This window comes from Streptomyces sp. NPDC029169 (genome assembly GCF_055563935.1).
Genome location: NZ_JBVHXA010000003.1, coordinates 109,045 through 127,241 on the forward strand (window position 1 = coordinate 109,045; position 18,197 = coordinate 127,241).

Below are 18,197 nucleotides of genomic sequence, written 5' to 3' on the forward strand. Positions count from 1 at the left end.
TCAGCTCACTTCGCCAGCGCCCGCTTCAGCTTCAGTGCGCGCCGCGCAAGCCGTCGGACCGTCGGGTGGCGGGGCACCGGTAGGCCGCCCGGGAGGCCCAGGACGGTGAGGCGGCGGCGCTTGAAGTAGTGCCGTGTGGTCTCCGCGAGCGGGCCCGACAGGTGACGTACCGCTGCACCCCGCAGATCCGGCCGGACCTTGGGCTGCATCGCGAAACCGACCGCCGCGACCAGGCCGGCCAGCGCCTCCCCGTCCGGGACCCGGGCGGCCGGCGCGTCGGCGGCCTCCAGGTCGGGGACGAGCGCGTCGACGAGGGTCGCCGGGACGCGGTTGCTGTTCTGGAACGGGGTCATCCGGTCCAGGAGCGTCCGCGTGCCGACGCGGGCCACCGGGATCCCGTAGAAGGTGTGCGCCGTCATCAGCCCCGTCGAGAAGCAGCCCACCACCAGCGCGGGCCGCTGCTCCCGGTACACGACCTCGGCGAGCACCGGCCGGTCGAGGACCGTCAGTTCGGCGCCGAGCGCCTCCGCCTCCCGGGCGAGCCGCCGCGTCCAGGCGTCCGGCGCCGTGGGGTGCGGCTTGAAGACGAGCCGCCGGTGCCCGCGGGCGACCGCGCCGCGGACCATCCGTACGTGCAGCTCCTCCTCCTCGGCCGGGGTGAGCAGCGAGAGCGCCGCGAGGTACTGGCCGAGCAGCAGCGCCGGGCCCTCCTCCCCGGCGGCGGGACCGGCCGAGTCCGCCAGCTCCGCGACCACCTTCGTGAAGGCCTCCGTCGGCACCACCTCGGCCGTCGCCCCGAACTCGCCCAGGAGCAGGGGCGCGAGACCGGGCACGAGGTCGAGATGGAGCAGCCGCCGCACCCGGTCGCCGACCAGCGGGTCGATCTTGTTACGGGTGGGGCCGTAGCTCATCAGGCCGTCGGCGTACACATCGAGCACCGCCTCGGGGAACAGCCGGGCGATCGTCAGCGCCGGCGCGACCTGGATCGACTCCAGGGCGAGCTCGATCCGGTCGTCGCCGAGATCCCACAGCAGCCGCAGATGGCGTTCGAGCAGCGGCACGTCGTCCGCGCGGGGCGACCAGCCCGCCGGGTGGAGCGGCTCGATCGCCTCGTTCCAGGACAGCACGTCGTCGAAGCGGCCGCGCAGCCGCTCGAAGCCGGGCATCTCGTCGAGGGCGGGCGTGGTCTCCGGTACCGCCGCGTTGTTGCCGACGAGCAGCAGGCGCCGGTCGGCGGGGCCGAAGCAGCCGCTGTCCAGGGCGGCGGCCAGCGTCGTCGCGCCATACAGGGTGGAGGCGTAGAAGATCTGGGTGGTCCTCACGCGGCGACCCCCGCGCCCGTGGAAGGGGAGGGAGAGGAGCCCGCGCGGCGGCGGCGCAGCCTGCGCAGCCCGCCCGCCCGCTCCTCGTCCATCGAGGCCAGCGCCTCGTCGAGCACGTCCTGCGGCATACGCCGCAGCGCCCCCGCACTCATCGAGCGCAATTTCTTCGCCACCGCCGGTTCGAATCGTTCCATGGAAGAGATGTGGTGCGAAATGAGAGCGCAATACGTGCGGACGGCTTTCGGGAGAAGCCGGTCCGCGTCCACGTCGTTCGCCGTTTCCTCGATCACCTGGTCGAATGCCCGGATGAAATCGAGCTGGCGGATATCGCCGATCTGCGTGAGCGAGGTGGCGACACCGCGCCGGTAGAAGATTCCGAGCGTGCTCACCGCGGCGAAGGAATCCGCTTCCCGGTGCAGCTTCCAGATCCACGGCCGGTCCTCCGCCGTCCGCAGCCCGGGGGTGAAGTGGAGCAGCCCGCGGTCGAGCAGTCGCCGGTGGTACATCCCGGCCCAGGCGTACGGATAGTCGACCGAGGTCGTCCGGTTGGCCGGCAGGATCGCGTCCCGGGGGCGCAGCAGCTCGCCCCGGCGCCCGATCGGGGCACGCTTCACGGACCGGGCGCGGCCCGTGTTCACCACGTGGTCGGTACGGAGGAAGTCGCAGTCCAGGTCGTCCATGGCGGCGACGAGCCGGGCGAGGTGACCGGGGGAGAGCCAGTCGTCGCCGTCGAGGAACGCGAGGTAGCGGCCCCGGGCGGCGTCGAGGCCGGTGTTGCGCGCGGTGGCGAGGCCCTCGTTCTTCTCGTGTCGGAGCAGAACGGCCCCCGGGATCTCGCGCGCGGCCCGTTCGAGGATCTCCGGCGTTCCGTCCGTCGAACAGTCGTCGACCAGAAGGAATTCGAAGTCCTCGCGGGCGTTCGCGCGCAGGCTTGTCAGGGTGTCGGGGGCATATGTCTGCACGTTGAAGAACGGCACGACGACGGAGAGCTTGACCACCCGGCCGACGCTAGGCGCCGCCCCGGCATTCGTTCTGACCGGCAGAGGGATGTTCGGTGAACACGAAGCGGCGGGCGCCTTAACCGCCCCCGATCCTGTTCGTTTTCAGTGCGCGGAGAGGCTCTGTTCACCGTTTGTTGTGGCTCAGTTGGGCCAGCGAACGGAATGCCTATCTAGCGTCCTCGACGTGCCATCACGTACCCATGAACGAGTACGCGTCGCCGTACTCGCCGACTCCGACACCCGGTGGAAATGGGGCGCGCTCACCGCGCGCCGTATCGCGGCCGGCGCGGCTGTCGCGGCTTCCGAGGAGCCCACCGGATTCGTCCTGCGCGGTCGGGCCACTCCCACCGCGCGCCAGCTCGCCGAGACCGGGGTGTCCACGACGCTCCCGCGCGAGGTGACGGGCGCGGAGTTCCTTCGTGAGGTACGGGACGGGGCGTACGACCTCGTCGTGCTCGCCCTCGTCGGTGGCACGGTCCGCGCGGTCCTCCAGGGGATCGCCGAACTGCGCCTGGAGCGCCGCCCGTTGATCGTCACCGGCTATGTCGGAGTCGTCTACGAGAAGCTCGCCGACGGTCTCCTCCTGCGCCACGGCGCGGACGTCGTCCTCGCCAACTCCCGCCACGACGCGGAGCGTTTCCGCGCCGTGTACGAAGGAGTGGGCGCCGACGCCTCCTCGGTGGTGGAGGCCGCGCTGCCTTTCCTCGGCGGCGCGCCCTACGCCCCCGAGGCCGGCCGGGACACCCTCGTCTTCGCCGCCCAGCCGTCCGTGCCGGTCACCCGCGCCGATCGCTCGTACCTGCTCCGCAGGCTCGTCGACCACGCCCGGCTGCACCCGGGGCGGGAGGTGCTGCTCAAGCTCCGCTCCAAGCCGGGCGAGCACACGACGCACCTGGAGGAGCTGCCGTACCAGAAGCTGGTACGCGACCTGGACCCGCCGCCCAACTTCCGCCTGGTGTACGGGCACATGGGCGAGGTCCTGGACCACACCGACCTGCTGGTCACGGTCTCCTCGACGGCCGCCCTGGAGGCGCTGCACCGGCGGATCCCCACGGCGATCCTCACCGACATGGGTGTCCGCGAGGTCCTCGGCAACCACCACTTCATCGGCTCGGGGCTGCTGACCTCGTTCGACCGGCTCGACGCGGACGTGCGGCCGGCAGCGGACGAGGAGTGGCTGGCGCGGCAGGGCGTCGCCTCGGACGGCTCGTACGAGAAGGCCTTCGACGCGGCGCGTGAGCGGGTCGCCGAGCTGCTCGCCGGGCCGGCGCTGCCCCCGATCAACCCCTACTACACAGCGGAGTCGGCCCCCGGCTACCTGCCCGGGATCCTCGCCCGCCACCGCCTGGACGTGACCGCGACGCAGACCCGCGACAGCGGGCTGCGCCGGATCGTCCGGGAGGCGGCGCGCGGCGCGTACCGCCACGGCGTGCAGCGCGTGGCCCCCGTCATCCGCCGTCTTGGAGAACTCTGATGACCACGAGCGTGCTTGCCGTCATCCCGGCGCGGGGCGGTTCCAAGGGCGTCCCCGCCAAGAACCTCGCCCCGGTGGCCGGTGTGCCGCTCGTCTCCCGCGCGGTCCGCGCCTGCCTCGGCGCGCCCCTGGTCACCGACGTCGTCGTCTCCACGGACGACGCGGCGATCGCCTCGGCGGCCCGCGCGGCCGGTGCGGAGGCGATCCACCGCCCGGCGTCGATCGCGGGCGACACGGCGACCAGCGAGTCGGCCGTCCTGCACGCGATGGACGCCTTCGAGGCGACGAGCGGCCGCCGCCCGGACGTGGTCCTCCTCGTCCAGTGCACGAGCCCCTTCATCACGGCGGAGGAGATCAACGAGGCCGCCGCCCACGTCACTTCGGGCATAGCCGACACGGCCCTGACGGTGGCCCCGAGCCACGGCTTCCTGTGGCGCGAGGGGCGGACCGACTGGGGCGCGGACGGCTCGGGCGCGCACGTCTCCGGCGTCGCGACGGGCGCCGTCGCCGACGCGACCGCCGGGCCGTCCGCCGTCGGCACGGCGACCGGGCCCGCCGGGCCGTCCGGCGTCGCCACGCGGACTGGCCCCGCCGGGCCGTCTGGCGTCGGCACGGTGACCGGACCTGGCACGGCAAGCGGCCCCGCCGGGCCGTCTCGCGTCGCCACGGCGAGCGGACCCGGCACGGCGACCGGGACCGCCACGGCGACCGGGACCGCCACGGCGACCGGGACCGCCACGGCATCCGCCGTCGGCGGACCCGCCGACGCCGCCCGCCCCGCAGGCGCCTATGGCGTCAACCACGACAAGGCGTACCGCCCCCGTCGGCAGGATCGGGAGGCCGAGTATCTGGAGACCGGGGCCGTCTACGCGATGGCCGGCGAGGGCTTCCGTACCCACCGGCACCGCTTCTTCGGCCACACCGCGCTCGTCGTCACCGACCCCGCACGGGTCCTGGAGATCGACGACCCGCACGACCTGGCCCGCGCCCGCGCGCTCGCGCCGCTGCTCGACAACCCGGTCACCCCCGCCTTCGACGACATCGACGCCGTGGTCCTCGACTTCGACGGCACCCAGACCGACGACCGCGTCCATCTCAACTCCGAGGGACACGAGTTCGTCTCCGCGCACCGCGGCGACGGCCTCGGCATCGCCGCCCTGCGCCGCGCCGGCATGCCGGTCCTGATCCTCTCGACCGAGCAGAACGCCGTCGTCGCCGCCCGCGCCCGCAAGCTCCAGATCCCCGTCCTGCACGGCATCGACCACAAGGACCTCGCCCTCAAGCAGTGGTGCGAGGAACAGGGCATCGACCCGCAGCGCGTCCTCTACGCCGGCAACGACGTCAACGACCTCCCGTGCTTCCACCTCGTCGGCTGGCCCGTCGCGGTGGCGAGCGCGCACGACTCCGTACGGGCCGCCGCCCGTGCGGTGACCCTCACCCCCGGTGGCTCCGGAGCCGTCCGCGAGATCGCGGCCTGGCTTCTCGGACCCGAGCTCCACACCCCCAACTCCTAAGGAACACCAGAACCATGACCACTCGCCTCCGTACCTTCGGCAGCAAGACCGCGGGCCCCGGCCACCCCGTCTACGTCACCGGTGAGATCGGCATCAACCACAACGGCGAGCTCGACAACGCCCTCGCGCTGATCGACGTGGCCGCCGAGGCCGGCTGCGACGCCGTGAAGTTCCAGAAGCGCACGCCCGAGATCTGCACCCCGCGCGACCAGTGGGACATCGAGCGCGACACCCCCTGGGGCCGGATGACCTACATCGACTACCGCCACCGCGTGGAGTTCGGTGAGGACGAGTACCGCGCCATCGACGAGCACTGCAAGAAGCGCGGCATCGACTGGTTCGCCTCCCCGTGGGACACCGAGGCCGTCGCCTTCCTGGAGAAGTTCGACGTCCCGGCCCACAAGGTCGCCTCCGCCTCCCTCACGGACGACGAGCTGCTCCGCGCCCTGCGCGACACCGGCCGTGCGGTCATCCTGTCGACCGGCATGTCCACCCCGAAGCAGATCCGTCACGCGGTCGAGGTCCTCGGCTCGGACAACATCCTGCTGTGCCACGCGACGTCCACGTACCCGGCGAAGGCCGAGGAGCTGAACCTCCGCGTGATCAACACGCTGAAGGAGGAGTACCCGAACGTCCCGATCGGCTACTCCGGCCACGAGACCGGCCTCCAGACCACGCTGGCCGCCGTCGCTCTCGGCGCCACGTTCGTCGAGCGTCACATCACCCTCGACCGCGCGATGTGGGGCTCCGACCAGGCCGCGTCCGTCGAGCCGCAGGGCCTGCAGCGCCTGGTCCGCGACATCCGCACGATCGAGACCGCGCTCGGCGACGGCGTGAAGAAGGTCTACGAGTCGGAGCTCGGCCCGATGAAGAAGCTCCGCCGGGTCCAGGGGCCTGTCGCCGCATGACCGGCCAGCTGGCGTTCGTCGAGAGCCCGGTCCAGCTCCTGAACGTCCTGGAGTGGGCACACGCCCAGTCCCTCACCGTCGGGGGCACCACCGCCCCCGACGGCCGGGGGCCCGCGATACTCGCGCCCACGACGTCCGGAGCCCCTGTGGACCGCGACGGCACGGAGCAGCCCCACGCGGCCGCCCGGCCCACCGGGCCCGGCGACGCGCAGGCCCCCGCCCCCGTCGCCACGCACGCCAGCGAGACCACCCCCGCCCCCGCCGTCACAGCCACCGACGGCCAGACGGCCACCGACAGCCGGGCGGCAGCCGCAGGCCCGGACGGCCGGGGGGCCGACCCCGGCCACTCGGCCACCGCCGGCCGGACGGCCGCCGTCGGCACCCACGGCCAGGAGGCCGTGGCAGCCGTCGGCCCGGACGGCCAGGAGGCCTCCGCCGACGCGGACCCCGACGGCCGCGAGGCCGCCACCGCCCCCGGCCGCGCGGCCACCGAGGCCGCCACCGCCCCCGGCCGCACGGCCCCCGCCCCTCGCGATCTCACCGTCGTCGTGCTCTCGCCGACCGATCCGATGTCGCGCGGCCAGCTGCGCCGGATGGCGCAGCTGGCCCGGGACGACGGGTTCGCCGTGCACTGGCAGGAGGCCCGGGGTGGGCGCGGGTCGCTCGGGCGGACGTTGCGGGAGCTCGCCCCGCTGCTGCGGGGCGCCGAGCGCGTGATCGTCGGGGACCCGTTCTCCCGGTACGTCCAGCTGCTGCTCACCCTCTTCGCCCCCAAGCGGCTGACCGTCGTCGACGACGGCACCGCCACCATGGAGTACGCCGCCCAACTCGCCCGTGGCGAACGCCTCGTGCGCTGGCACCGGCGCGGCAGCGGGGGGCCCCGCGAGCTCGTGCTCGCCCCGGTCACCGCCGCCGCCCGCCGCAAGCTCGCCCCCACCCGGCGCCGTACCGTCGAGATCTTCACCTCGCTCCCGGTGGAGGCGCCGCCCGGCACCACCGTCACCCGGAACACCTTCGCCTGGACCCGGCAGCGCTTCGGCCCGCCCCGCATCACCAAGGGCGCCGACCTCGTCGGGACCTCGCTGGTCGAGACGGGCGTCGTCGACCCCGACCAGTACGCCCTCGTCGTCGCCGAGCTGGCCCGTCTCCACGGGGCGACCCGCTACTTCGCCCACCGCCGCGAGGCCACCGAGAAGCTGCACCGGATCGCGGTGGAGACCGGCCTGGAGATCGTCCGGCCCGACCTGCCGCTGGAGCTGATCGCCCGGCGCGGCCCGATCGGCCGTACCGTGGTCAGCTTTCCCTCGACGGTCGTGCACACCCTCCCGCTGGCACTGGCCGGCACGGGCGTGAAGGTCGCCGTCTGCGAGATCGCGCCCGAGTGGCTGAAGGAGAACGCCTCCCCGCGCGCCCAGGGCTTCCTGGCCGGGGTCACGGGCACGGCGGCTCACGAGGTCGACCGCCTCACCGCCCAGGCCGCCCCGTCCTCACAGCGGCTCGAATTCGGGTGAGCTTACCCACACAGGGTGGTCGTCAAGCCTGGTGAACCGAGATTCTTTCCCCTATCGGGCTGAACTTTTCGTGATCAACGGGCAGTTGATCTCCGAAGGGGCCTACCCTTCAAAAGGTGAACCAGTTGAAGTCCCGTGAGCCCGGCTCCGTCGCTCTGCCCGGAACGCTGTCCGCGTCGCTGCGCGCCGAACTGATCGCCTTCCGCCGCGACTTGCACATGCACCCCGAGCTCGGCAACCAGGAGTTCCGTACGACCGCGGCCCTGAAGGCCCGCCTCGAGGCCGCCGGACTCGCGCCGAAGGTCCTCGCGACGGGCACCGGCCTCGTGTGCGACATCGGCACCTGGGACAGGAGCCGGTCCATGCTGGCGATCCGCGCCGACATCGACGCGCTGCCCATTCCGGACGTCAAGACCGTCCCGTACCGATCCACCGTGCCCAATCGGGCCCACGCATGTGGCCACGACGTCCACACCACCACCGTCCTGGGCACCGGGCTCGTCCTCGCCGAGCTCGACCGGCAGGGGTTGCTCCCCAACGCCGTGCGGCTGATCTTCCAGCCCGCCGAGGAGGTGCTGCCCGGCGGCGCCGCCGACGCCATCGAGTCCGGGGTCCTGGACGGTGTCGGCCGGATCATCGCCGTGCACTGCGACCCGAAGGTGGACGCCGGCCGGATCGGACTGCGCCCCGGCCCCATCACCTCCGCCTGCGACCGCCTCGAAGTCACCCTCCAGGGCCCCGGCGGTCACACGGCCCGCCCGCACCTCACCACCGACCTGGTCACCGCCGCCGCCCGGATCGCCACCGACGTCCCCGCCCTGCTCGCCCGCCGGGTGGACGCCCGCTCCGGCCTCGCGGTCACCTGGGGCCGGATCGACGCCGGTCACGCCTGCAACGTCATCCCGCAGCACGCCGAGCTCTCCGGCACCGTCCGCTGCCTGGACCTCCCCGGCTGGCGCGAGGCCCCCGACCTCGTGCACGCGGCCATCGACGAGATCGCCACCCTCCACCGCGCCAAGTCGACGATCAACTACGTCCGGGGCGTCCCGCCGGTCGTCAACGACCCGGTGATCACCGAGCTGCTCCGCGACGCCATGACCGCCCGCCGCGGACCGTATGCGATCGAGGACACCGAGCAGAGCCTCGGCGGCGAGGACTTCTCCTGGTACCTGGAGCACGTGCCGGGCGCCATGGCCCGGCTCGGCGTCCGTGCCCCCGGCGACACGACACGCCGGGACCTGCACTGCGGCGACTTCGACGTGGACGAGGAGGCGATCGAGGTCGGCGTCGAGCTCTTCACCGCCGCGGCCCTGATCGACTCCGCCCCCAAGCACTGACGCCCCGAAACGCCGTTCACCCGTTCACCCGTCCGGCCCAGCCGCCCGCGTGCCCTCGCGCGGGCCGCGCGCGCACCCGCGTACCAGGGTGTATAACCGACCGTGCCGGGTCGGACGCCGCCAGTCGCCAGCCAGTCGCCGGCCAGTCGCCACGCTGGCCGGTTCGCGACGATCCGATAACGACTCATGAACGGGTCTTTAACTGACATCTACGCGCGTTACGATCCACGCGAAACCAGCGCCGGAAGAGGCGCTTTCGGTCAGTCTCGAAGGGACCCTCCTCTTGCGCCGGGTATCCAAGATCGCTTCCGCGTCCGTAGTGACCGCGGCCCTCGCTCTCACCGCCACCGCCTGCGGCGAGTCCTCCACCGAGGACTCCGGCTCCCCCAAGGGCACCATCAAGGTCGGCATGGCCTACGACGTCGGTGGCCGTGGTGACAACTCGTTCAACGACTCCGCCGCTCGTGGCCTGGACAAGGCCAAGGCCGAGCTCGGTGTCGAGACCAAGGAGCTCACCGCCAAGACCGGTGAGACCCCGGCCGACCGTGAGCAGCGCCTCGCCTCCCTGGCCGAGGGCGGCTTCAACCCCGTCATCGGCGTCGGCTTCGCCTACAAGGACGCCATAGACAAGGTCGCCGCGAAGTACCCGAAGGTCAACTTCGGCCTCGTCGACTCGGTCTCCGAGGCGAAGAACGTCGACTCGATCGTCTTCACCGAGGAGCAGGGCTCGTACCTCGCCGGTGTCGCGGCCGCGCTGAAGTCCAAGGACGGCAAGATCGGCTTCATCGGCGGTGTCGACATCCCGCTGATCAAGAAGTTCGCCGCCGGCTTCCAGCAGGGCGTCAAGGACACCAAGCCGGACGCCTCGGTCACGATCCAGTACCTGTCCACCGGTACGGACATGTCCGGTTTCGGCGCCCCGGACAAGGGCAAGGCCGCCGCCAAGGGCATGCTCGACAAGGGCATCGACGTCATCTACGCCGCCGCGGGCGGCTCCGGCGCCGGCGCCATCGAGGCCGTCGCCGCGAAGCCGGGCACCTGGGCGATCGGCGTCGACTCGGACCAGGCCAAGGACCCGGCCCTGTCCAAGTACGCCGGCTCGATCCTGACCTCGGTCGTCAAGAACGTCGACACCGGTGTCTTCGAGCTCATCAAGTCCGTCAAGGACGGCAAGCCGCTGACCGGCACGCACGTCTACTCGCTGGCCCAGAACGGTGTCGGCCTGACCACCACCGGTGGCCACCTCAAGGACATCCAGGCCCAGATCGACGCGGCCAAGAAGAAGATCGTCGACGGTCAGATCAAGGTCGCCATGAGCCTCTGACACACGTCGGACGGGGGCCCGGAGAGCGGCTTCGGCCGACACTCCGGGCCCCCTTCACACGTATGTCCGCGGGCAGTTGAACGATTTTCCTGACGCTACGCGCGTAGCACGCGCCCCTCAGGGTATTTTTCGCCACCTACAGCGCCTGCGTCCCAGCCCGTTCAGCCAGCTCATCCTCCTCACGCTCCCTGCCTAGGAGAGTGCGTCATCAAAGCCTCCAGCCCCAGCAGTCCGAACGCCGTAGAACTCCGCGGCATCACCAAGCGTTTCCCCGGAGTCGTGGCCAACCACGACATCGACATCACCGTGCGCCGCGGCACCGTGCACGCCCTCGTGGGCGAGAACGGCGCGGGCAAGTCGACCCTGATGAAGATCCTCTACGGCATGCAGAAGCCGGACGAGGGCACGATCACGGTCGACGGCGAGCAGGTGACGTTCCACAGCCCCGCCGACGCCATCGTCCGCGGCGTCGGCATGGTGCACCAGCACTTCATGCTCGCGGACAACCTCACCGTCCTCGAGAACGTGGTCCTCGGCTCCGAGAAGCTGTACGGCATCGGCGACAAGGCCCGCGCCAAGATCAAGGAGATCTCCGACGCGTACGGCCTCGGCATCCGCCCGAACGCCCTCATGGAGGACCTCGGTGTGGCCGACCGCCAGCGCGTGGAGATCCTCAAGGTCCTCTACCGCGGCGCCCGCACCCTGATCCTCGACGAGCCGACCGCCGTGCTCGTCCCGCAGGAGGTCGACGCGCTCTTCGACAACCTGCGCGAGCTCAAGGCCGAGGGCCTGACCGTCATCTTCATCTCGCACAAGCTGGGTGAGGTCCTGTCGGTCGCCGACGAGATCACCGTCATCAGGCGCGGCACCACGGTCGGCACCGCCGACCCGAAGACCACCACCACCAAGCAGCTCGCCGAGCTGATGGTCGGCGCCGAGCTGCCCTCCCCGGAGACCCGCGAGTCGACGGTGACGGACGTGCCGATGCTGACGGTCCAGGACCTGTCGCTGAGCGCCGTCGACCCCGACGGCGTGATCCGCGCGGTCCTCGGCGGCATCACCTTCACCATCCACAAGGGCGAGGTGCTCGGCATCGCCGGCGTCGAGGGCAACGGCCAGTCCGAGCTCGTCGACACGATCATGGGCATGCGCCACGCCGACACCGGCGTGGTGACCCTGGACGGCCAGGACATCTCCGCCGCGCCGACGCGCAAGCGGCGCGAGGACGGCATCGGCTGCATCCCCGAGGACCGCCACCGGCACGGTCTGCTCCTGGAGGCCCCCCTCTGGGAGAACCGCATCCTCGGCCACGTCACCGAGCGGCCCAACTCCAAGGGCGCGGTCCTGGACCTCAAGGGTGCCCGCAAGGACACCGAGCGGATCGTCCGCGAGTACGACGTCCGTACCCCCGGTATCGACGTCACCGCGGCCTCCCTCTCCGGCGGAAACCAGCAGAAGCTGATCGTCGGCCGCGAGATGAGCCACGACCCCAAGCTGCTGATCGCCGCGCACCCCACCCGCGGCGTGGACGTCGGCGCGCAGGCGCAGATCTGGGACCAGATCCGCGCGGCGCGCCGCGAGGGCCTGGCGGTCCTGCTGATCTCCGCCGACCTGGACGAGCTGATCGGCCTCTCCGACACCCTGCGCGTGATGTACCGCGGGCGGCTCGTCGCGGACGCCGACCCGGCGACCATCACGCCGGAGGAGCTGGGCTCCGCCATGACCGGCGCCGCCGCCGGCCACCTTGAGCACGAAGAGCGCCCTGAGGGCACCGACGGCCCGGAGGACGAGGCCCGATGAAGAAGTTCGACAAGGAGCGGCTGCTCCTCGGCATCGCGGCACCGCTGCTCGCGATCGTCGCCGCCTTCCTGATCACCGCCCTGGTGCTCGCGGCCACCGGCAAGGAGCCGTTCAGCGCCTTCGGGATCATGTTCGACTACGGCATCAAGTCGGACAGCCAGGTCATCATCATCAACAAGGCGACGACGTACTACCTGGCGGGCATCGCGGTGGCCATCGGCTTCCGCATGAACCTGTTCAACATCGGTGTCGACGGCCAGTACCGGCTCGCGGCCTTCTTCGCCGGCGCCGTCGGTGGCGCGCTGACCCTGCCGGGCATCGTCCAGATCCCGCTGATCATCATCACCGCGATGATCGTCGGTGCCATGTGGGCGGGCATCGCCGGTGTTCTCAAGACCACCCGGGGTGTCAGCGAGGTCGTCTCGACGATCATGCTGAACTTCATCGCGACCGCGATCATCGGCTACCTCCTCCAGCCCGGCCGCCTCGGCCACCTGGATCCCTCCGGAACCAAGGTCGCCACGACCCCGATCCCGGAGTCCTCGCACTTCTTCGAGTTCCCGACCACGCCGGAGCCGATCATCGGCTTCGTCGTCATCGCGGTCCTCGCGGGCATCGGGTACTGGTTCACGCTCTCCCGCACCCGCTTCGGCTTCGACCTGCGCACCGTCGGCCAGTCCGACACGGCCGCCGCCGCCAGCGGTGTCGACGTCAAGAAGATGGTCGTCACCTCCATGCTGATCTCCGGCGCCATGGCCGGTCTGATCGGTATGCCGACGCTGCTCAACGAGTCGTACGAGTTCGGCGGCGATTTCCCCGTCGGCATCGGCTTCACCGGTATCGCCATCGCCCTGCTCGGCCGCAACCACCCGATCGGCATCGGGCTCGCCGCGATCCTCTGGTCCTTCCTGGAGCGCGGCGGCCAGAAGCTCGAGTTCGAGGACTACGACAGGGAGATCGTCGGCGTCATGCAGGGCGTCATCGTCCTCTGCGTCGTCATCGCCTACGAGGTCGTGCGCCGGTACGGCCTCAAGCGTCAGCAGCGCCAGGTCGGCGAGAAGCTCGCCGCCCAGGCCCGTTCCCACGACACGACGGAGGTGTCGGCGTGACCGCCACGGCGACTTCCACCCCGCCGCCCGCGGCCCCCAAGGTGGCCGGCGGCAAGGGCGGCCGCACCCGCCTCTCCCTCCCCTGGATCCTGCTGATCGTCGCGGCCGGGCTCCTCGCCCTCTCCGCCGTACGGGCCATCACCGGGGCGCAGGACCTCACCTCGGCCGGCCAGATCAGCGCCGCGCTCTCGCTCGCCGTGCCGATCGGCCTCGCCGGTCTCGGCGGCCTGTGGGCCGAGCGCGCGGGCGTGGTCAACATCGGCCTCGAAGGCATGATGATCCTCGGCACCTTCTTCGGTGCCTGGGCCGGCTGGCAGACCAGCCCCTGGATCGGCATTCTCGCCGGCATCGTGGGCGGCATGTTCGGCGGTCTGCTGCACGCGGTCGCCACCGTCACCTTCGGCGTCGACCACATCATCTCCGGTATCGCGATCAACATCCTGGCCGTCGGTTTCACCACCTACTTCGCCAAGCTGTGGTTCAACACCGGCGAGGCGGCAGCCAAGGGCGGCAGCCCCAAGCAGTCCCCGCCGGCCGAGGAGATCACCTCGATCACCATCCCGGGGCTCTCCGACTGGCTGGCCGACGTCGAGAAGCACCACTGGTTCCTGATCTCGGACCTGGCGGGCATCCTCGGCGGCCTGGTCACCAACCTGTCGCTGGTGACGATCCTCGCCGTGCTGCTTGTGATCGGCACGTTCTTCCTGCTGTGGAAGACGGCGTTCGGTCTGCGACTGCGCTCCTGCGGTGAGAACCCGATCGCCGCGGAGTCCCTCGGCGTCAACGTGTACAAGTACAAGTACATCGCCGTGATCGTCTCCGGCGGTCTCGCCGGTCTCGGCGGCGCGTTCCTGTCGCTGGTCACCTCGCACATCTACAACGAGGGCCAGACCGGTGGCCGCGGCTACATCGGCCTCGCGGCGATGATCTTCGGCAACTGGCGGCCGGGCGGCCTCGCCATGGGCGCGGGCCTGTTCGGCTTCGCCGACGCGCTCCAACTGCGCAGCGGCGGCCCGTCCGTGCACGCACTGCTCCTGCTGCTCGCCGGCATCCTCGTGATCATGGCGGCCTGGAAGGCGTACAAGAAGCGCTGGATCACGGCCGCGATCAGCGCCGTCATCGCGGTCGGCGTGCTGATCTGGTACCTCGCCACGGACACGGTCCCGGTCGAGTTCGTCAGCGCCACGCCGTACGTGGTCACGCTGCTCGTGCTGTCGCTCTCCGCGCAGCGCCTGCGGATGCCCAAGGCGGACGGCATGCGGTACCGCAAGGGCGAGGGCAAGTGACCACTCCCGTGACCGAGGCCGACTGGGAGACCCTCCGCGAGGCGGCACGGGACGCCATGTCCCGCGCGTACGCCCCGTACTCGGGCTTCCCGGTCGGCGTGGCCGCCCTGGTCGACGACGGGCGGACGGTCACCGGCTGCAACGTGGAGAACGCCTCGTACGGCCTCAGCCTGTGCGCCGAGTGCGGTCTTGTCTCGCAGCTCCAGGCGACCGGAGGCGGCCGGCTGACGCACTTCGTGTGCGTGGACGGCAAGGGCGAGCCGCTGGTGCCGTGCGGACGGTGCCGGCAGCTGCTGTACGAGTTCGGCGGCCCCGCGCTCGTCCTGGAGACCCCGGCCGGGCGGCTGACGCTGGACGAGATGCTCCCGCAGGCGTTCGGCCCGGACCACCTCGCCAAGTAGCACCTCGGAGCGGCCCTTCCGGCACGATGGGAAGGGCCGCTCCTCCTATACCCCTCTATGCGCGTAGAAAGAGGCACCACCATGGACGTCATCTCCGTCATCCGCACCAAGCGGGACAAGGGTGAGCTGAGCCCCGAGCAGATCGACTGGGTCATCGACGCCTACACCCGCGGCGAGGTCGCCGACGAGCAGATGTCCGCCCTGGCGATGGCCATCCTGCTCAACGGGATGAACCGTACCGAGATCGCCCGCTGGACCGCCGCGATGATCGCCAGCGGCGAGCGCATGGACTTCTCCTCGCTGTCCCGCCCGACCGCCGACAAGCACTCCACCGGCGGTGTCGGCGACAAGATCACCCTCCCGCTCGCCCCGCTCGTCGCCGCCTGCGGCGCGGCCGTGCCGCAGCTCTCGGGTCGGGGCCTCGGCCACACGGGCGGCACGCTCGACAAGCTGGAGTCCATCCCCGGCTGGCGCGCGCTGCTCTCCAACGAGGAGATGCTGCACGTCCTCGACACGACCGGCGCGGTGATCTGCGCGGCGGGCGACGGCCTGGCGCCGGCGGACAAGAAGCTCTACGCGCTCCGTGACGTGACGGGCACGGTGGAAGCCATCCCCCTGATCGCCTCGTCGATCATGTCGAAGAAGATCGCCGAGGGCACGGGCTCGCTGGTCCTGGACGTGAAGGTCGGCACCGGCGCGTTCATGAAGAACATCGACGACGCGCGCGAACTCGCGTCGACGATGGTGGGCCTGGGCACGGACAGCGGAGTGAAGACGGTGGCGCTCCTGACCGACATGTCGACCCCGCTCGGCCTGACGGCCGGCAACGCCCTGGAGGTCCGCGAGTCGGTCGAGGTCCTGGCGGGCGGCGGCCCGGCGGACGTCGTCGAGCTGACGATCGCGCTGGCCCGCGAGATGCTGGACGCGGCCGGGATCAAGGACGCGGACCCGGCGAAGGCGCTGGCGGACGGCTCGGCGATGGACGTCTGGCGCCGGATGATCGCGGCCCAGGGCGGCGACCCGGACGCGACGCTCCCGGTGGCCCGCGAACAGCACGTCGTCACGGCCCCGTCCTCGGGCGTCCTCACCCGCCTGGACGCGTACGACATCGGCATCGCCGCCTGGCGCCTGGGCGCCGGCCGCGCCCGCAAGGAGGACCCGGTCCAGGCGGGCGCAGGCGTCGAACTCCACGCCAAGCCGGGCGACCAGGTCACGGCGGGCCAGCCCCTGCTGACCCTCCACACGGACACCCCGGAGAAGTTCGACTACGCCCTGAAGTCCCTGGAAGGCGCGTGGGACATCGCGTCGGCCGACGCGAAGTTCACCCCGAACCCGATCGTCCTGGACCGCATCGCCTGAGGCATGTGCCCCTGGCACGTCCGGGTGAACGGGACCGGTGGACCACCGCCGGTCCCGTTCGGCGTGCTGGGCCCGTTCCTGGTCTAGGCCCCGCCCAACTCTCGCCACGCCTCCCGGCTGTCCGGGAGCCGCAGCCCGCGCAGGGTGATCTTCCGGTTGCCGTTCGTCGAGGCCCATAGCTCGTCCCGGGAGGCCAACTCTCGGGCCAGCGAGCGTTGCTCGGGCGTGGGTGCCTCCGGCCGGCCCTCCGAGAAGGCCACCTCCAGGTAGGGGCCCAGATCCGGGCAGGGGGCGATCCTGAAGGCGTACGGCAGCGCCGCACAGGCCGCCTCGTACAGCAGCGAGAGGTCCCTCACCCGACGCGACAGCACCGCGATCAGCGTCCAGCGCGGCGGCTCGCCCTCGAAGCGGGCCAGGCCCGACAGTGCGTCGAAGGCCGTCGGCGTACGGGCCATCGCCAGCAACTCCGCCCGCGCCACCGGGTCGTCCGCCAGCGGCGGGGTCATCGCCGCGGCGCACCGCACCAGCGGGCTCGGGTCGGCAAGGAAGGCGCTCGGGTCGCCGCCCAGTCCGCCGAGGTCCATGACCAGGGAGGCGCGTTCCTCGACCGACCGCGCCGCGCGGGCCGACTCGGCCAGCCGGGGAAGGAGTTCGGCGGTACGGGCCGCGGTCCGCGGGTGGTTCAGGAGCCGGGCCACCGTCGCCCAGGCGAGCGCGCGGGTCTCCGGTTCGGGGGAGCCGAGGAACTCCGACACCGGATCCACCAGCTCCGGCAACAGGTCCCAGCACTCCAGCGCCGCGCCCGCGAGCACCAGGTCACCGGTGCCGTCGTCGTCCGACCACAGGTCGACCTGGTCGTCCTCGTCGGCGGCCACGTACTCCGCGATCCACGCCTCCGTCGGCGCCGCGGCCACCCGGGCGCGGAGGTCGTCGGCCGCGTCGCCGACGTTCACCGCGCTCGCCACGTCGCGTACGAACCTCAACCCCAGCAGCGGCGACTCACGCAGCCTGCCCGCCACGAGGCGCAGTACCGGCGGCGTCGCCGGCCAGACCGAGCCCTGATGCAGGATCGCCGACCACAGGTGGGCCTCCGCGTCCGCCAGCGGGCCCCTCAGCAGCTCGCCCGTGTCCGTCGCCGTGCCGTACGCGTGGAACACGCGCGACCAGTCGACCGTGCTCATGCCAGCGACTCCCCGAGCAGCTTCGGCAGCTCGCTCATGTCGTCGAAGACCAGTGTCCGCGGGCCCATCAGGCGGTCCGCGCGGGTCAGGCCGCCGCAGTAGCCGAAGGCGCGCATTCCGGCGGCGCGGGCCGCCTGGACGCCGTAGGGGCTGTCCTCGACCACCGCGCAACGCTCCGGCGGGACGCCCAGCGTGGCCGCCGCGTGGAGGAAGAGGTCCGGGGCCGGCTTGCCGCGGGGCACGTCGCGGGCGCTGAAGATACGGCCCTCGAAGCGGTCCAGGAGGCCCACCCGCGTCAGGTTCCGGCGGATCGTGGCGTGGCTGCCGTTCGACGCCAGGCAGAAGGGGACCTCCAGCTGGTCCAGCGCGTCCGTGACGCCCTCGACCACCGTCAGCTCCGCGTCCAGCGCCTCGTCGTACAGGTGCCGGTACGCCTGGTGCCAGTCCGGCTCCAGGGGACGTCCCAGCCGCGCCTCGACGATCGCCGTCAGCATCTCGCTCGACGTACCGACGAACTGCTCGACCATCTCCGCCTCAGTGAACTCCGCGCCGAGCGAGGCGAAGACCTCGCGGTCGACCCGGCAGTAGATCCGCTCGCTGTCCACCAGGACGCCGTCACAGTCGAAGATCACCAGTTCCACCATGGGCCGCAGCCTAGGGGTTCCGATGA

At 71.6% G+C, this 18,197-nt stretch carries 15 protein-coding genes; 11 read left to right on the plus strand and 4 right to left on the minus strand.

Annotated elements, in window-relative coordinates:
- Positions 1-5: 5 nt before the first annotated feature.
- Both ACZ4VI_RS07220 and ACZ4VI_RS07225 read right to left on the minus strand, forming a co-directional pair.
- Complete coding sequence (locus ACZ4VI_RS07220; protein ID WP_467997442.1) at positions 6-1,322, minus strand: alpha-2,8-polysialyltransferase family protein; 1,317 nt, start codon at positions 1,320-1,322, stop codon at positions 6-8.
- Positions 1,319-2,320 carry a glycosyltransferase family 2 protein gene (locus ACZ4VI_RS07225; RefSeq protein WP_467997444.1) on the minus strand — a complete coding sequence of 334 codons (1,002 nt, stop codon included), beginning with the start codon at positions 2,318-2,320 and terminating at the stop codon, positions 1,319-1,321. The genes ACZ4VI_RS07220 and ACZ4VI_RS07225 overlap by 4 nt, the downstream gene beginning before the upstream one ends.
- Before the next feature lie 187 nt (positions 2,321-2,507).
- On the opposite strand from ACZ4VI_RS07225, the gene ACZ4VI_RS07230 reads away from it, so the two are divergent.
- From ACZ4VI_RS07230 to ACZ4VI_RS07280, 11 genes are all read left to right on the plus strand, one after another.
- Positions 2,508-3,797, plus strand: a complete 1,290-nt coding sequence (locus ACZ4VI_RS07230) for a DUF6716 putative glycosyltransferase (protein WP_467997445.1) — start codon at positions 2,508-2,510, stop codon at positions 3,795-3,797.
- A complete protein-coding gene (locus tag ACZ4VI_RS07235) occupies positions 3,797-5,311 on the plus strand; it encodes a cytidylyltransferase domain-containing protein (protein ID WP_467997447.1) in 1,515 nt (504 codons plus the stop codon). Before ACZ4VI_RS07230 ends, ACZ4VI_RS07235 begins: the two co-directional genes overlap by 1 nt.
- A 14-nt stretch (positions 5,312-5,325) precedes the next feature.
- Positions 5,326-6,219 (plus strand): N-acetylneuraminate synthase family protein, encoded by an 894-nt coding sequence (locus tag ACZ4VI_RS07240; protein WP_467997448.1) that lies wholly within the window; start codon positions 5,326-5,328, stop codon positions 6,217-6,219.
- Positions 6,220-6,617: 398 nt separating this feature from the next.
- Positions 6,618-7,730 carry a hypothetical protein gene (locus ACZ4VI_RS07245; RefSeq protein ID WP_467998083.1) on the plus strand — a complete coding sequence of 371 codons (1,113 nt, stop codon included), beginning with the start codon at positions 6,618-6,620 and terminating at the stop codon, positions 7,728-7,730.
- Positions 7,731-7,846: 116 nt separating this feature from the next.
- On the plus strand, positions 7,847-9,067 hold the full coding sequence (locus ACZ4VI_RS07250) for a M20 family metallopeptidase (RefSeq protein ID WP_467997449.1): 1,221 nt from the start codon (positions 7,847-7,849) through the stop codon (positions 9,065-9,067).
- A 283-nt stretch (positions 9,068-9,350) separates the two neighbouring features.
- Positions 9,351-10,391, plus strand: coding sequence for a BMP family lipoprotein (locus ACZ4VI_RS07255; RefSeq protein ID WP_467997450.1), 1,041 nt, complete (start codon positions 9,351-9,353; stop codon positions 10,389-10,391).
- Positions 10,392-10,598: 207 nt separating this feature from the next.
- Positions 10,599-12,191 carry an ABC transporter ATP-binding protein gene (locus tag ACZ4VI_RS07260; RefSeq protein WP_467998085.1) on the plus strand — a complete coding sequence of 531 codons (1,593 nt, stop codon included), beginning with the start codon at positions 10,599-10,601 and terminating at the stop codon, positions 12,189-12,191.
- Positions 12,188-13,300, plus strand: coding sequence for an ABC transporter permease (locus tag ACZ4VI_RS07265; RefSeq protein WP_467997452.1), 1,113 nt, complete (start codon positions 12,188-12,190; stop codon positions 13,298-13,300). The genes ACZ4VI_RS07260 and ACZ4VI_RS07265 overlap by 4 nt, the downstream gene beginning before the upstream one ends.
- Positions 13,297-14,586, plus strand: coding sequence for an ABC transporter permease (locus ACZ4VI_RS07270; protein WP_467997454.1), 1,290 nt, complete (start codon positions 13,297-13,299; stop codon positions 14,584-14,586). The genes ACZ4VI_RS07265 and ACZ4VI_RS07270 overlap by 4 nt, the downstream gene beginning before the upstream one ends.
- Entirely contained in the window at positions 14,583-14,987 is a 405-nt protein-coding gene (locus tag ACZ4VI_RS07275; RefSeq protein WP_467997456.1) for a cytidine deaminase, read from the plus strand. The genes ACZ4VI_RS07270 and ACZ4VI_RS07275 overlap by 4 nt, the downstream gene beginning before the upstream one ends.
- An 81-nt stretch (positions 14,988-15,068) precedes the next feature.
- Positions 15,069-16,346, plus strand: coding sequence for a thymidine phosphorylase (locus ACZ4VI_RS07280; RefSeq protein ID WP_467997457.1), 1,278 nt, complete (start codon positions 15,069-15,071; stop codon positions 16,344-16,346).
- Positions 16,347-16,429: 83 nt separating this feature from the next.
- Here the strand turns inward: ACZ4VI_RS07280 and ACZ4VI_RS07285 are convergent, their stop codons facing one another.
- Both ACZ4VI_RS07285 and ACZ4VI_RS07290 read right to left on the minus strand, forming a co-directional pair.
- Entirely contained in the window at positions 16,430-17,527 is a 1,098-nt protein-coding gene (locus tag ACZ4VI_RS07285; protein WP_467997458.1) for a hypothetical protein, read from the minus strand.
- Entirely contained in the window at positions 17,524-18,171 is a 648-nt protein-coding gene (locus ACZ4VI_RS07290; protein ID WP_467997459.1) for an HAD family hydrolase, read from the minus strand. The genes ACZ4VI_RS07285 and ACZ4VI_RS07290 overlap by 4 nt, the downstream gene beginning before the upstream one ends.
- Positions 18,172-18,197: the final 26 nt, after the last annotated feature.

Excerpts from the sequence above, each read along its gene's own strand:
- ACZ4VI_RS07235 (WP_467997447.1), top strand. The coding sequence starts at position 3,797 with ATGACCACGAGCGTGCTTGCCGTCATCCCGGCGCGGGGCGGTTCCAAG.
- ACZ4VI_RS07240 (WP_467997448.1), top strand. The coding sequence starts at position 5,326 with ATGACCACTCGCCTCCGTACCTTCGGCAGCAAGACCGCGGGCCCCGGC.
- ACZ4VI_RS07265 (WP_467997452.1), top strand. The coding sequence starts at position 12,188 with ATGAAGAAGTTCGACAAGGAGCGGCTGCTCCTCGGCATCGCGGCACCG.
- ACZ4VI_RS07280 (WP_467997457.1), top strand. The coding sequence starts at position 15,069 with ATGGACGTCATCTCCGTCATCCGCACCAAGCGGGACAAGGGTGAGCTG.
- ACZ4VI_RS07285 (WP_467997458.1), bottom strand. The coding sequence starts at position 17,527 with ATGAGCACGGTCGACTGGTCGCGCGTGTTCCACGCGTACGGCACGGCG.
- ACZ4VI_RS07290 (WP_467997459.1), bottom strand. The coding sequence starts at position 18,171 with ATGGTGGAACTGGTGATCTTCGACTGTGACGGCGTCCTGGTGGACAGC.